The following is a 14,157-nucleotide window of genomic DNA, read 5'->3' as shown; positions in this document are numbered from 1 at the left end:
AGAAGCTTCTATGGGCAAAATAAATGAGGTATTATTACAGAGCTATCCAAATCCACTTACTCAATTTACAGTTATCAATTATCAGTTACCAGTGAAGAGTAAAGTATTGTTAAGGGTTTACAATATTTCAGGTCAATTGATAAGGGTACTTGTTAATGAGACCAAAGAAGCTGGCTACTACTCTATTAGCTGGAATAGTAAAGGGATATCAGCTGGTATCTATTTCTTGAAACTTGAGGCTGGTGGTAAAGTTATTAATGAAAAGCTGGTATTGGTGAAATAAAGTATTTCGGTAGCACAAAATTTGATGTGCGAAATGAGGTAGTGCCAAAAGATGCTCTATGTGATATATAAAAAATCAAAAAACACTTGCTTTTTAGAACAAAGAAATATATAATAATAAGGGGTACAAAATGTTTAGATTAATTGCTAAAGTTGTGACAGCAGATGTGATTAGGTTACCAATTTTATTTCTATTTTCTATTTCCCAATTTTTAATTTCTTCCAATACAGTATTTGCAAGTTGGGAAAAGACTTATGGTGGAACTAAAGATGAGTGTGGTAGAGCAGTAAAGCAGACAACAGATGGTGGCTATATTATAGCTGGATACACTCGTTCATATGGTGCAGGATTCTATGATGTATATCTCATAAAGACAAACTCAGCCGGTGATACAAGTTGGACAAGGACATACGGTGGAGCTGATTTTGACTTTGGCTGGTCAGTAATTCAAACAACAACTGGCGAGTATATTACAGTTGGAGAGCTTTACAACGAATCAACAAAGGATGATATCTATCTCATAAAGACAGGTTCAGCTGGAAATACAAGTTGGACAAGGACATACGGTGGAACTGAGTATGATGAAGGCAGGTCAGTAGATACGACATCGGGTGGCTATATTATAGCTGGGTATACTAAGTCATTTGGTATAGGGACGCCTGATTATTATAATGTCTATCTAATCAAGACAAATTCGGATGGTGATACAATTTGGACAAGAACATACGGCGGGTCTGGCAGTGACCGTGGCTACTCAGTGAAGCAGACATCAGATGGTGGCTATATTATAGCTGGAGCGACTAATTCATATGGCGCAAGCGGGTATAATGTCTATTTAATAAAGACAGATTCAGATGGAAATACCAGCTGGGAAAAGGTATTTGGTGGAGATGGTAATGACCATGGCCGGTCAGTGGCGCAGACATCAGATGGTGGCTATATTATAGCTGGATATACTGACTCATATGGGGCAGGATATGATGTGTATTTAATCAAGACAAATTCAGCTGGTGATACAACTTGGACAAGGACATATGGCGGGTCTGGTGATGACCGTGGCTACTCAGTGGTACAGACAACAGATGGTGGCTATATTATAGCTGGGTGTACTAAGTCGTTCGGTATAGGGACGCCTGATTCCAGCAATGTCTATCTGATAAAGACAAAACCAAATGGTGATACAAGTTGGACAAGGACATACGGTGGAACTGGTAATGACTACGGCTACTCAGTGGCACAGACATTAGATGGTGGCTATATCATAACTGGAGAGAAAGCTCAACCCGGTGGTACTACTGAAGGCGATGTCTATCTCATAAAGGTTGATGATGGTAGTGGTGTAGCAGAAGAGAGTGTGTTTGAGCCTAATAAATCTGGCTGTTTTAGTCTAAATATAGTACCTACCGTAGGAACTAGTAATTTTAAAATAAGTTATTACATCCCAAATGGCTGCGGGAGAGTTACTCTTCAAATTTACGATGTTACTGGCAGAGTAGTTAGACTTTTTCCACTAACAACTGTATCTTGGGATGGTACAGATTCAGCCGGAGAAGATGTGGACTCGGGTGTGTACTTCTGCCAACTTACAGTTGGTGATAGAAGTATAACAAAGAAAATGATTGTTATGAGGTAGCTAATGGGCGTGATATGTTTAGATTAATTCAAGCCGATTGGTGGAAGTAATTGTTGATGAAATGAAAGAAGCTGGTTGTTACTCTACTGACTGGAATACAAAAGGGTTAGCGAATGGTGTGTATTTTTGCAAACTTGAATGTAATGGTAAAATGCTTATTCATAAGTCAGTGTCAGTGAGGTAGAATTGACTCCCAAGGGTGGGCATGTAAGTTTAAAGTCACTTACTGCTTACCTTCCATTACAGAGTGGAGTACAGATATACAATTTATTCTTGGGTTAAATTTGGTTTAATGGGTATAGAATAGTTTTGTATAGAATTTGAGCTACCCTGCGAGATACTCCTTTAGGGCCGAGTTTCTCTTTTACTTTTATAAGTTTTGAAATTGTTTCTTCACCGTGAGCTAAAATCTCATTTACTGATTTTACTATCTTTTTGGGCGTTGCATTAAACTGAATAAACTCGGGCACCACTTTAGTTCCAGCAATTATGTTTACAAGCCCAATCCATGGAACTCTAACAAGCAAGCGTGCTAAAATGTATGATATGAGAGAGACCTTATAAATTATTACCATAGGGACTTCTAAGATACAAGCCTCAAGGGTAGCGGTTCCAGATGAAACGAGTGCAAGCTTTGAGTTACTTAACACTTCATAAGTATTATCTTGAACTATCTGTACCCTTTCTCGTTCCAATTCGTCAGAGTGAACTTGGTTTTTCACCATTTTTTTAACCCATTCTATATCAATTCCCTGAGCCACAGGGAGAACAAAATTAAACTCCTTAAGTTGTTTTGTGCACTCAAGCATCACAGGCAGTATATGTTTTACTTCATCATTTCTTGACCCCGGCAGAATAGCAATTGTAGAGGTAGGTCTTGTACCTACCCTTTCATTTTGGGCAACCGCAAGGGTTGCCCCTCCTACATTATTTGAATTTTGAATTACTATGTCAAGTAATGGATGGCCTACAAACTCAACCTCCATTTTTTTATAAAATTCTAACTCAAATGGTAAGATTGAGATTCCCTTGTCTACCCATCGGTAAATTGTACGAAGCCTCCACCGCCCCCAAGCCCAAACTTGTGGAAGTATATAATAGACTACTCTAATACCCCTTCGTTTAGCTAATTTTGCAACCCTTAAATTGAACCCGGGATAATCAATAAGTAGACATAAATCTGGTTCTTCTTCTATCATTCTTTTGTAGAGCAATTTCATTGCACGTCTTATCTTGAAAAACTTTGGTATGACTTCTAAAAAACCAACAACAGCTGTATCCTTTATATGATATACAAGTTCAACTCCCTCTTCCTTGAGCCTATCCCCCCCTATTCCAAATACCCTTAAATTAGGGATGAGTTTTTTAAGTTCTTTAATTACATATGCACTGTGTAAGTCACCAGAACTCTCACCAGTTACTATCAAGAGTTTGGTCATTCAGGGGATTACTTTAAATGTAATACTTTTCCTAAGTTAGTTTCTTCTCCCGCTATAATTTGGTAAAAGTAAACTCCAGCTGGAATAGAATAACTATTTCCATCATTTGGATTCCATGTCACAATGTTAAGTCCCTTTTTTAACAGAATGCTATTAGAGAATATCTGCTGTCCAGTAATATTGAATACACAAAATTGAATAGTTTTGGGCTCATCTGAATAGATAGAGAGCATAAGTTTATCCTTGAATGGATTAATAAACGGTCTAACCAAAAAGCGACATACAGCTTTGTCACTTTCTACGATACCCGGTTGTTCTCCCACCTTAAATGAATACAGTTCGTATAGAGCATTACTTGGACTGGTTTTGTAGTATCCAGTGGTATCCATAGCATAGATATAATAATATACAGTTGTTCCATAGTGCTGTGCAGGAATATATCCGAAGAAAAGATTGACACTATCCGTATCAGGTATTAATTTAACCATATTGAATGGTGGACTGGTATCAGTATCCCAGTAGACAAACGTAGAATCTCCGTTTAGTCCCATTGTTGCAGTTATAGTTGCTTCCACACGATATGGGTTGACGGTGTCTTCTGTATTTAGGAGTGGAGTATGAGTGATAAATATTGCGTAGGGGGACATGACAAGTTTTGTTATGCAATGTACTGCACCACCAGACTGAATAATATCGGAGCAGTCAAAAGTTCTGATGTCATAGCCGGGTAGGCGTTCCTGGTATATCCGGACGGCAATACTGTCATACGCATGGTTATAAATTGGTAAAAGCACCAATTTGTTTACAATAAGCGAGTTTGTGTAAGACCTATACACCCCAGAATAGGGGGGAGGCGATGGAATTCTCACTGTATCAAATAGAATACTATTGCCATTAGTAAGATTAGCAATTGCGGCAGCGTGGTTATTTAGGATATTGTGGTTTTGGTCACCTGGTGGATAGTAAGCTACCATAAATGTATGGTCATCAATAAGCTTGCCCCACATATCAATGTGTCCAGTATACTCGCCATATATTCGAGTGAATACATAGAAGGTATCCAGTCCCATATAGACACCCATTATGCTATCTATTTTAGCTGGTGTAAGTCCAGGATTTTCTTGGTAAATAAGATTACTTGCAAATCCTACCCCATGACCATCCACCATAAAATTGCCACCCGTATGGACTAAAGACGATGTATAAACTGGTATTGACCAATCCTCACCTAACCTAATTGGGATTGAATCATCTTGAGGTCGTGGTCTATTATAAACCCAATCTACTATCCCCCTTGTTCCATCCTCATGATAAATCCACCAAGGTCCATAGTCTCTTATCCACACAGAATTTGTTGGTTTAATCACAAATTCAACTGAGTCAAGTGGTATATTATGTGCTATGAGTTGGTTTTCTACTTGATTTTGTTCCCAATTATTAGCGACAATAATATATGCTTTTGAGTGTTCCACAATAGCACCGGTCATATCAATGTATAAACCTTGCCACCAACCTCGATCCCACCGTAATAGCACACCCTGTGCATTATCAAATTCTCCAGGAGCTTTCACCTTTTCTGTAGGTGGTGGAGTAGGCACAGTATAAGTACCTATTTCATCCATCCGCTTAAGTTCTTCTTCAGTAGGCCAGATTGGCAATGGCCCCTTAGCTGCAGCAAAGGATAAAAAGAAAAACCAAACAGTAAACATTGCACTTAATAATTTTACATATTTCATCATCCCTCCTTTTTTAGTAATATTTTAAAATAGTTCGCTTATTTTCATAAATTCTTTATATCTTAAAAATATATAAAGTCAAGAAATTAGAGTTTTTCATTTTACAATTCCACGTTTTGAGTTCTCTATAAATTCTATAAGATGCATAATTTCAGGTATTTGATGTATATCTCTCTTGATACGCTCAACTGCCTGCGATGTGTTAAGCTGTGAAAATAATAATATGTGAAACGCTTCTTTTAATACTTTTATTGTAGAGGCTGAGAAACCGTGCCGCTTAAGTCCAATCAAATTAAGTCCATGTATTTTTAGCGGGTCAGATGCCGCGAGTGCATATGGGATGACATCTTTTGGTACCCTGTATCCGCCAGCTATCATAGAGTAGCATCCAATACGCACAAATTGGTGCACAGGACATAGTCCTGATATGAATGCACAATCTTCAATTTCAACAAAGCCTGCAATTTGGGTTGCATTTGCTATTACTACTCCATTACCTATCTTGCAATTATGAGCAATATGAGAGTAAGCCATCAAGAAATTATTATCTCCAATAACTGTAGTGCCTTGAGCTCCACCGTGGATGGTTACAAACTCTCTTATAATATTGTTATCACCAATTTTAACCTCAGTTTCTTCACCCTTAAATTTTACATCTTGAGGTGGATTACCAATTGAAACTCCTTCGTAGAGTTTACATTCATTACCAATTTTTGTTTTACCTTTTATTTGAACCAATGAGCCAACTTCAGTTTTATTGCCTATTTCTACATCTTCATCTATAATAGAATAAGGTCCAATTTTTACATTTTTTCCTAAAATTGCATGTGGATTGATAATAGCAGTTGGATGTATCATAGAATATCAAAAATTAAAAATTAAATATCAAAAATACATATTAAAACGTATTAAAAACGCAAAATTTTTTAGTCACTAATTGCACAGATTATGCATTAACCGCAGAAATCCACAGTGGCTATTTTTTATTTTTGATTTGCAATTTTGCATTTTGATTTTTGATATTTAATATTACTTTATGTGCCGATTTCCCATGCTTTGAGGTATTTTTCCTGTTCCTGCGTAAGTTTATCTATTTCAACTCCAAATGTTTTTAGCTTCATTTGAGCTATTTTGGTATCAATTTCTTCTGGTAGTTTATATACTTTGGACTCGAGTTTTTTACCATTTTTTATTATATATTCAGTTGCAAGCGATTGATTTGCAAACGACATATCCATAACTTCTGATGGATGTCCTTCAGCGCAAGACAGATTTACAAGCCTACCTTCTGCCAGCAAATAAATTTGTTTCCCTCCTTTAAGTTTATATAGTTCAACTCCAGGTTTAACTTTGTAATGTCTTACGGCAAGTTTAGCAAGTGCTTTCTTATTTATTTCAACATCAAAGTGTCCAGAATTAGCAAGGATAACGCCGTCCTTCATTAGTTCAAAATGGTGCTCATCTACAACATTTATATCACCTGTCACTGTAACTACAATATCTGCTATCTTAAATGCATCAGACCCCTTCATAACTCTAAAACCATCCATCCTTGCTTCTATCGCCTTAATTGGGTTCACTTCAGTAACAATAACATTTGCACCCATCCCATGTGCACGCATCGCGACACCACGACCACACCACCCATATCCACAAATAACAAAGTTCTTGCCTGCAATAAGGGTATTTGTTGCCCTAAGGATCCCGTCAATTGTTGACTGTCCTGTGCCGTATCTATTATCAAATAAGTATTTTGTTTGTGAATCATTAACTGCAATTACTGGATACTTAAGCACTCCTTTAGCTGCCATAGATTTAAGTCGTACTACCCCTGTAGTAGTCTCCTCTGTCCCACCTATCGTATTTTTGAGCATTTCTTTACGCTTTAAATGTATAGTTGAGATAAGGTCTGCCCCATCATCCATTGTTATGTGCGGCTTAATGTCAATGACTTGGTTTATATGATTATAATAAGTTTTGTTATCCTCACTATTTATAGCAAATACAGGTATTCCATAATCAGTTACAAGTGAAGCTGCCACATCATCTTGAGTAGATAAAGGATTTGATGCACACAATCGCACATCTGCACCACCAATTTTTAGAACTTGCATTAAATTAGCAGTCTCTGCAGTCACATGCAAGCAAGCTGCTATGCGTATACCTTTAAGTGGCTTCTCTTTTGAAAACTTGTCACCAATTTGCTTAAGAACAGGCATACTCTGTGAAGCCCATTCTATCCTATTTTTGCCAATTGTTTTTAATCTTTTATCTTTTATATCGCATTCCATTTTGCTTCCTCAAAATTACATTCCAACTGCTTCCCTTAATAAATCTACGCTATCTGTCAACTCCCATGTAAATTCAGGCTCCTCACGTCCAAAATGACCGTAGCATGCAGTCTTACAATATATAGGTCTTAGAAGATTTAATTTGGTTATAATTCCACGAGGAGTGAGGTCAAAAATTTTTTTTATTACATTTCTGAGTTCATAATCTTTTACTTTACTTGTCCCAAATGTATTTATTTCAATTACAGTAGGTTCAGGTATTCCAATTACATATGCAAGGTCAATTCTACATCTATCAGCAAGTTCCGCCTTTACAATATTTTTTGCTAAATATCGTGCCATATATGAAGCAGAGCGGTCAACTTTTGTAGGATCCTTACCAGAAAAGGCACCACCCCCATGTGGAATCACACCCCCATATGTATCAACGATAATTTTTCTACCTGTCATCCCTGTATCTGATTGAGGTCCTCCAATTACAAATTTACCTGTCTCATTTACAAAATATTTTGTCTTATTATCTAACCATTCCTCTCCAATTGCTTTCTTAATTACTTCATTTATTAATTCATTTCTTGCTTTTTCTGTTATTCTTTCTTTAGTCTTATTCAATATATCTTCTGTATGTTGTGCGGCGAGGACGACTGAATCCACTCTTACAGGTCTATTATCATCATATTCAACAGAGACCTGTGCCTTCCCATCAGGCCCCAAATAAGACAGAATCTTATTCTTTCTGACATAGCTAAGCCTTCTTGTAATACAGTGAGCTAAGGTAATAGGAAGTGGCATAAGTTCTGGTGTCTCTTTACAAGCATAACCTATCATTAAGCCCTGGTCACCTGCCCCCCCAATATTTACACCCTGTGCTATATCTGGAGACTGGTTTCCAATGGCGTTTAAGATTGCGCATGTCTCATAGCAGAACCCAAATTCGTGTGTGTAACCTATCTTCTTAAGTAATTTTCGCACAATACTTGGTAAATCTACATACCCAGAAGTAGTAATTTCACCACCAACCACTACGAGTCCTACACTCACAAATGTTTCACAGGCAACTCTTGAATTTGGGTCCTGTCTGATACACTCATCAAGGACAGCATCTGAAATCTGGTCACATATTTTATCCGGATGCCCCTCTGTTACAGACTCTGAAGTTATAAATCTTCTCATTGTGTCCTCCCACTGATGCCTAATCTTTTGGGTCTTCCTAATATCGCTGTATTAGGACCTATAATTGAATGTCTTAGTAGTAAATTTTCTATTCTTGCATTAAAGTTTACTATAGAATCCAATATTATTGAATTCTTTATGGTTGAGCCTTTATCAATAGAAACATAAGGTCCTATGATTGAATGTGTAATTTTAGCTAATGGATGGATAAAAACTGGTGGTATAATCACTGACCCGCATTGGCTCGGCGAGACAGGTTCTTTTATTTTTATGTTTTTGTTACACTCCAATTTTAACAATTTACGATTTGTAGAAAGAACACCCTCAAGTCTACCACAGTCAAACCAGCCTTTTACTCTAAAAGGTTTAAGTTTTGCTCCTCTTTTTACCATTAACTGGAAGGCATCAGTTAATTGGAATTCACCCATTGTTTTAACATCATTTGTAATTATTTCTTTAAGACAATCAAATAAAAGTTGTGTATTACGGATAAAGTTAACTCCAACATCTGCAAGATTTGTAGTTGGCTGCGTAGGCTTTTCGATAATGTGCTTGATAAATCCATGCTCAACTTCTACGATTCCAAATTGAGTTGGGTCCTTTACACTTCTGACACCAAGACAGCCGTCTACCCCCATATCTTGCCTGTCGGCAGACAGGTCAACAGCTTTTTTAAAATCTTCCTTAAAGAAAATAGTATCCCCATAGACAATGAGAGCAGGTTCATTCTTTACTATATCTTTTGTAAGCCAGATTGCATGCCCAAGCCCAAGCCTTTCTTTTTGCTCTACATAGCGGATATTAAAATTATAATTTTGATTTACATATCTTTTTATTTTATCCTTCATATAGCCCACTATAAGTATAATCTCATCAAATTCAATTCCATTTAACTTTTCTAAAATGTGTCCAATAATTGGCTTACCTGCAACCATCAAAAGTGATTTTGGTATAGAATAAGTATGAGGTCTAAGCCTTTGGCCTACGCCGGCAGCAGGTATTATTACCTTCATACGAGTAGCTCTTTTTTAAGTCTTTCTATGTGTTCAATAGGGGTTGGGTCTACTCCTCTTAAGATTGCTAACCAGTAACTCATCCAGTCGCCAAAATAAATGAGAGAGAAGAATCTTGAAAGTAATGAGTCCCCATAGCTTTCAACCTCGTGAATTTCAGTATATAGAGAAATTATTTTCTTTGTGATTTCTATACGACGCCGAATTCGAGGGTTGTATTCTCTGTCCTTAAGAATTATAACCGACAAATTCGGTGATGAATCACTAAATCCTACTATCTCATTATGATTAAGTTCAGAAAATACATTAAAATGAGCGAGGACTTTGGCATTCTCGTTTAACTGAGTTACCCATCGCTTAGCTATCGGACTGAATCTTGTATCGCTATAAATTATTGGAAATTTACCTATGATATTTTTTGCAATCAAAAATGGCCTACTATTGAATAACTTAAATTCTTTACTCAGCTTATAAAGTAGTGAAACAGTTTCATTTAATTCCTTTTTTTTATCAGATACTATACCTAATTTAGTGAGCACGATAATCATTGGTATAAACAGCCACCCAAGAGCACACCTTGGTTGATAGCCTTCTGGTATCCTTAAAATGTACGGAGTATCCTCTTCACTAAGCTTACCGCCAGATGTTATGCATAAGACACATTTTGTCCTCTTTACTGCCTGTCTATATGCGCTAATGGTTTCTTCAGTATTTCCGGAATAACTTGAGATAAAGACAATGCTATTCTGATTTACGAAATTTGGTAAGTCGTAATCCCTATTTACAAATATTGGGATACTGATTTCATCTGTTAAGTAGTGAAATAGTAAATCGCCAGAGATTGCAGACCCACCCATCCCACAAACTACGATATTACTTAGTTTCCTTATAACTGGAAGTTTTAAGCTTTGACCCACCTTAGATGCAGCCTCAATTTGATTTGGGAAATTAATTAATACCTCTTTCATATCTTGCCTGTCGGCAGACAGGTCATAACTGTCCACATTCATTATTCTCTCTTTCCTGCCTTGGCTTAGCGAGACAGGGACATAACTTCTTTTATAACTAGAACTTTTTCTTCTATTCCTTTAACAAAACTCTCCACTTCCTCTAATGTTTCAAGTGCCATAACTTCCCTTGCAATTGTTTTTGCCTCTTCAATACTCAAAGCCCTTATAATCTTTTTTATTTCAAGAATAGAGACAGTAGCCACAGATAACTCATCAATTCCTAACCCAAGTAAAATTGGGACAGCTAAAGGATTAGCACCAAGTTCACCACAAATACCAACCCACTTCCTTGCACTATGACCTGCCTCAATTGTACGCTTAATCAAGCGTAGTATAGCTGGGTGGAATGGATTAAAAAGATGAGCTACTCTTGGATTTGTTCGGTCGCACGCAAGTGTATATTGGATTAGGTCGTTTGACCCTATGGATAGAAAATCTACCTCCTCAGCAATTGCTCTTGCAATAAGGGCAGCTCCAGGAGTTTCTATCATAGCTCCAATTTCAATATCTGGGTCGTAATCTATACCACTATTTTTGAGTTCAGATTTTGCTTCCTCTACATAAGACTTAGCTAACTTTAGCTCACTTAGGTCTACAATCATAGGAAACATTATCTTTACATTACCACGCCTGCTGGCTCTAAGGATTGCTTTGAGTTGGGTCATAAAAACACTTTTCTCTGATAATGAGAATCTTATTGCGCGCCACCCCAAAGATGGGTTTACCTCCTTTATTTGGTGGGGAGATGGGATTTTGTCTCCACCTAAGTCTAATGTTCTTATAATTAGAGAGTCTGGGTGTACTTTCTGGGCAAGCAAATTGTAGACTTCGTATTGTTCTTCCTCTGTTGGTAATTTATCAGATTTAAGGTAAATAAATTCAGTCCTCATAAGTCCAATACCCTTTGCCCCATGAGAAATAGCTGCGTCAATTTCTTCAGTAATCTCTATATTGCATGACAACTCTATTGATTGCCCATCAAGTGTCTCACATGGAAGGTTGGACAAAGCCTCAAGTTCCTTTTCATACTCTTGAAACTTTTTTAGTTTATCTTCGTAAGCTCTACGAGTTGATTCATCAGGGTCAATTACTACTACTCCCCTGTTTCCATCTATGATAATTTCGTCTCCTCTATCTACAAATTTTGTAACCTCGTTGAGTCCAACAACAGCAGGTATTTCAAGTGCTCTTGCCATTATAGCTGTGTGAGATGTAGTGCCACCCAAATCGGTGGCAAATCCAACTACCCTATCCTTAGAAAAGCCAGCAGTATCTGATGGAGTTAAATCCTGGGCTACAACTGCATGTTTAGTTGCCGGGAATAGAGTATGAGGTTGGACTATCAAATTACGGAGGACACGACCTGCTACATCTCTTATATCGCTTATCCGAGCTCTGAGATATTCATCTTCAACTCTATCAAATGCATTTAATATGCTATCTGCGACTTTTTTAAAAGCACTTTCAGCAGACTCGTTTCTCTTAATTATGTCAATTGTATTCTTTATAAGTGTTGTATCATCAAGTACCAATAGCTGAGCATCAAGGATTCTTGCATGATACTCGTCTGTCTTTTTCATAAAGTCTGACTGAATGAGTTGAATTTCTCTTCTTGTCTTTTGGAGTGCATTTTCAAATTTAGTTATCTCTTCACTTATTTCATCTGGCTTTCGTGTGAGTATAAGGAGCTCTTCTTCTTTATACGGGATAGCCTTCGCTATTACAATACCAGGAGATGCGGGTATACCACGAAGTAACTTATTCCTCATCAAATCCTCTATTAATTAGCTGAATTACAGCGTCCAAAGCCTCTAATTCGTCCTCACCATCTGTAATTATTTCAACTTTTGACCCCTTCTCGGCTTCAAGCATTAAAAGGTCCATAATAGACTTACCATTTGCACGAATGCCATCTTTTGTTAGAATTACATTTGATTTATATTTGCCAGCTATCTTTACGAGCATAGCAGCAGGTCTTGCGTGAATCCCCAATGTATTTTTTATAGTTAGCTCATTTTTTAGCATACACCTGTCATTCTGAGCAAAGCGAAGAATCTCAACATGCTCAGAATAAACCCAATTATAAACTATATTTCAAATTATTTAGCCTGTCAAGAAAAAAGCCCCTACTGTAATAGCAGGGGGCTCTTTAAATTAGGACTGGAGCTTACTTTTTGAGAACTACATGTATTGCCTTTGGTCCCTTTTCTCCTTCCATTACATCAAACTCAACTTCATCGCCTTCGTTAAGGACTTTAAATCCTTTACTTTCGATGTCTGAGTAATGAACAAAAATGTCGCCACTCCCATCCTCTCGTTCAATGAAACCGTATCCTTTACGCTCATTGAACCACTTCACCTTGCCTTTATACATAATAAATCCTCCTTAGTTTTAAGGATACTCAATTTTTAAAGGATGTCAAGTTATTTTTAAAAAATATTTGACATTGTGAGATAAAAAAGTATAATAAAATTATGAAAAGAAGGTTTGTAACGGGCATAATAGCTTTGCTTCCTATAGGGGTTACTGTTTTTATCGTCTGGTTTTTAGTTACAAGAATTGGTGGCATTTTGGAAGCAGCTTTTAAAAAAATACCATTACTATCTACTTTGCCTTCCATTGTTATCTCATTTATAGGATTTTTAGCTTTTCTGGCACTTATTTATATAATTGGAACCATAGCCTCGGGTTACATAGGACGACGAGTTTTTAAATTTGGTGAAGAGATAGTTTCAAAAGTTCCTATTATTCGTGTAATTTATACATCGGCAAGAAAGTTTACAAATGCTATATTTGTGGATAGGGCTGCATTTAAAAAGGTTGTCCTTGTAGAATATCCAAGAAAAGGGCTTTATACCTTAGCATTTATGACAAATGAATCCAGCTGGCGAATTAATGAGAAGGAAGACAATGTGAGTGTATTCATACCAACAGCACCTAATCCAACATCCGGGTACTATGCGATTGTACCACGTTCAGAAATCAGGGAAACCTCATTATCTGTTGACTCTGCTATGAGAGTCATCATCTCTGGAGGTATAATATTGCCGGATGAGAGAGAGGCTAAAAAGATTTAGTAACATATTAAAGGACATTCAATTATGAAAAAGCAAAAAAAGGGTGAGGTTCGTAGAATTAAATTAGGGTTAAGGAATTGGATTCTTATTCTTTTAGGAGTCCTATTTATTTTAGTCGGATATCTAACTTTAAGTAAAGGCTCATTGACACTCGCTCCTATCCTTTTAGTACTTGGTTATTGTGTCCTAATACCTGTAGGAATATTTTTAAAATAAAACTTGACAAAATAGAATTTGATTTTATATTTACATAGATCGCGGGGTAGAGCAGTCTGGTAGCTCGTCAGGCCCATAACCTGGAGGTCGTGGGTTCAAATCCCACCCCCGCCATTTACAATTATTTAAAACTTCTTGCGGTGGCTCTAGGGTTAAATGAGCTACCGCTTTTTTATAAGAATATATGTCTATCTGTATTTTGTTAAAATTAGATGTAAATTAGAGGCTATTCAATTGTAGTATCTTGTAATAAGCCTCTGTGTTCTTTGAAATCCAAATATAAGA

At 36.9% G+C, this 14,157-nt stretch carries 15 protein-coding genes and 1 tRNA gene; 6 read left to right on the top strand and 10 right to left on the bottom strand.

What is annotated here, in order from left to right:
• From QMD71_01240 to QMD71_01230, 3 genes are all read left to right on the top strand, one after another.
• Positions 1-283, top strand: a 283-nt coding sequence (locus QMD71_01240) for a T9SS type A sorting domain-containing protein (protein MDI6839473.1), incomplete at its 5' end; no start/stop codon positions are given.
• 130 nt (positions 284-413) lie between these two features.
• Entirely contained in the window at positions 414-1,916 is a 1,503-nt protein-coding gene (locus QMD71_01235) for a T9SS type A sorting domain-containing protein (protein MDI6839472.1), read from the top strand.
• 40 nt (positions 1,917-1,956) lie between these two features.
• Positions 1,957-2,100 carry a hypothetical protein gene (locus tag QMD71_01230; GenBank protein MDI6839471.1) on the top strand — a complete coding sequence of 48 codons (144 nt, stop codon included), beginning with the start codon at positions 1,957-1,959 and terminating at the stop codon, positions 2,098-2,100.
• Positions 2,101-2,194: 94 nt separating this feature from the next.
• On the opposite strand, the gene lpxB is transcribed toward QMD71_01230, so the two are convergent.
• The 10 genes from lpxB to QMD71_01180 form a co-directional block, all read right to left on the bottom strand.
• Entirely contained in the window at positions 2,195-3,355 is a 1,161-nt protein-coding gene (gene lpxB / locus QMD71_01225; GenBank protein MDI6839470.1) for a lipid-A-disaccharide synthase, read from the bottom strand.
• 8 nt (positions 3,356-3,363) lie between these two features.
• Positions 3,364-5,094, bottom strand: a complete 1,731-nt coding sequence (locus QMD71_01220; protein ID MDI6839469.1) for an agmatine deiminase family protein — start codon at positions 5,092-5,094, stop codon at positions 3,364-3,366.
• A 93-nt stretch (positions 5,095-5,187) separates the two neighbouring features.
• Positions 5,188-5,949 (bottom strand): acyl-ACP--UDP-N-acetylglucosamine O-acyltransferase, encoded by a 762-nt coding sequence (lpxA, locus tag QMD71_01215; GenBank protein MDI6839468.1) that lies wholly within the window; start codon positions 5,947-5,949, stop codon positions 5,188-5,190.
• Between the two features lie 176 nt (positions 5,950-6,125).
• Complete coding sequence (gene ahcY, locus QMD71_01210; protein ID MDI6839467.1) at positions 6,126-7,382, bottom strand: adenosylhomocysteinase; 1,257 nt, start codon at positions 7,380-7,382, stop codon at positions 6,126-6,128.
• Positions 7,383-7,397: 15 nt separating this feature from the next.
• Positions 7,398-8,555: a methionine adenosyltransferase gene (metK, locus tag QMD71_01205; GenBank protein ID MDI6839466.1), complete on the bottom strand. Its 1,158-nt coding sequence runs from the start codon at positions 8,553-8,555 to the stop codon at positions 7,398-7,400.
• Entirely contained in the window at positions 8,552-9,568 is a 1,017-nt protein-coding gene (locus QMD71_01200) for a sugar phosphate nucleotidyltransferase (protein ID MDI6839465.1), read from the bottom strand. The genes metK and QMD71_01200 overlap by 4 nt, the downstream gene beginning before the upstream one ends.
• A complete protein-coding gene (locus QMD71_01195; GenBank protein ID MDI6839464.1) occupies positions 9,565-10,578 on the bottom strand; it encodes a bifunctional phosphoglucose/phosphomannose isomerase in 1,014 nt (337 codons plus the stop codon). Before QMD71_01195 ends, QMD71_01200 begins: the two co-directional genes overlap by 4 nt.
• Positions 10,579-10,601: 23 nt before the next feature.
• Complete coding sequence (ptsP, locus tag QMD71_01190) at positions 10,602-12,347, bottom strand: phosphoenolpyruvate--protein phosphotransferase (GenBank protein MDI6839463.1); 1,746 nt, start codon at positions 12,345-12,347, stop codon at positions 10,602-10,604.
• The gene (locus QMD71_01185; protein ID MDI6839462.1) at positions 12,337-12,603 is read right to left on the bottom strand and encodes an HPr family phosphocarrier protein; all 267 of its coding nucleotides are present in this window, start codon (positions 12,601-12,603) and stop codon (positions 12,337-12,339) included. The genes ptsP and QMD71_01185 overlap by 11 nt, the downstream gene beginning before the upstream one ends.
• 142 nt (positions 12,604-12,745) lie before the next feature.
• Positions 12,746-12,952, bottom strand: coding sequence for a cold shock domain-containing protein (locus tag QMD71_01180; GenBank protein ID MDI6839461.1), 207 nt, complete (start codon positions 12,950-12,952; stop codon positions 12,746-12,748).
• Positions 12,953-13,053: 101 nt separating this feature from the next.
• Between QMD71_01180 and QMD71_01175 the strand changes: the two genes are divergently transcribed.
• The 3 genes from QMD71_01175 to QMD71_01165 all read left to right on the top strand — a co-directional run bounded on the left by QMD71_01175 (position 13,054) and on the right by QMD71_01165 (position 13,986).
• Complete coding sequence (locus QMD71_01175) at positions 13,054-13,656, top strand: DUF502 domain-containing protein (GenBank protein ID MDI6839460.1); 603 nt, start codon at positions 13,054-13,056, stop codon at positions 13,654-13,656.
• Positions 13,657-13,680: 24 nt separating this feature from the next.
• Positions 13,681-13,872 carry a hypothetical protein gene (locus tag QMD71_01170; protein MDI6839459.1) on the top strand — a complete coding sequence of 64 codons (192 nt, stop codon included), beginning with the start codon at positions 13,681-13,683 and terminating at the stop codon, positions 13,870-13,872.
• A gap of 40 nt (positions 13,873-13,912) precedes the next feature.
• A tRNA-Met gene (locus QMD71_01165) sits at positions 13,913-13,986 on the top strand.
• The last annotated feature ends 171 nt before the right edge of the window (positions 13,987-14,157 follow it).

The sequence above is a fragment of the bacterium genome (assembly GCA_030018315.1).
Taxonomy (GTDB): Bacteria; Hydrothermota; UBA3073; order JACQXS01; family JAGMCI01; genus JASEGA01.
The sequence above is the reverse complement of the archived record's forward strand: the minus strand, read 5'-3'. Positions and strand labels throughout refer to the sequence as shown.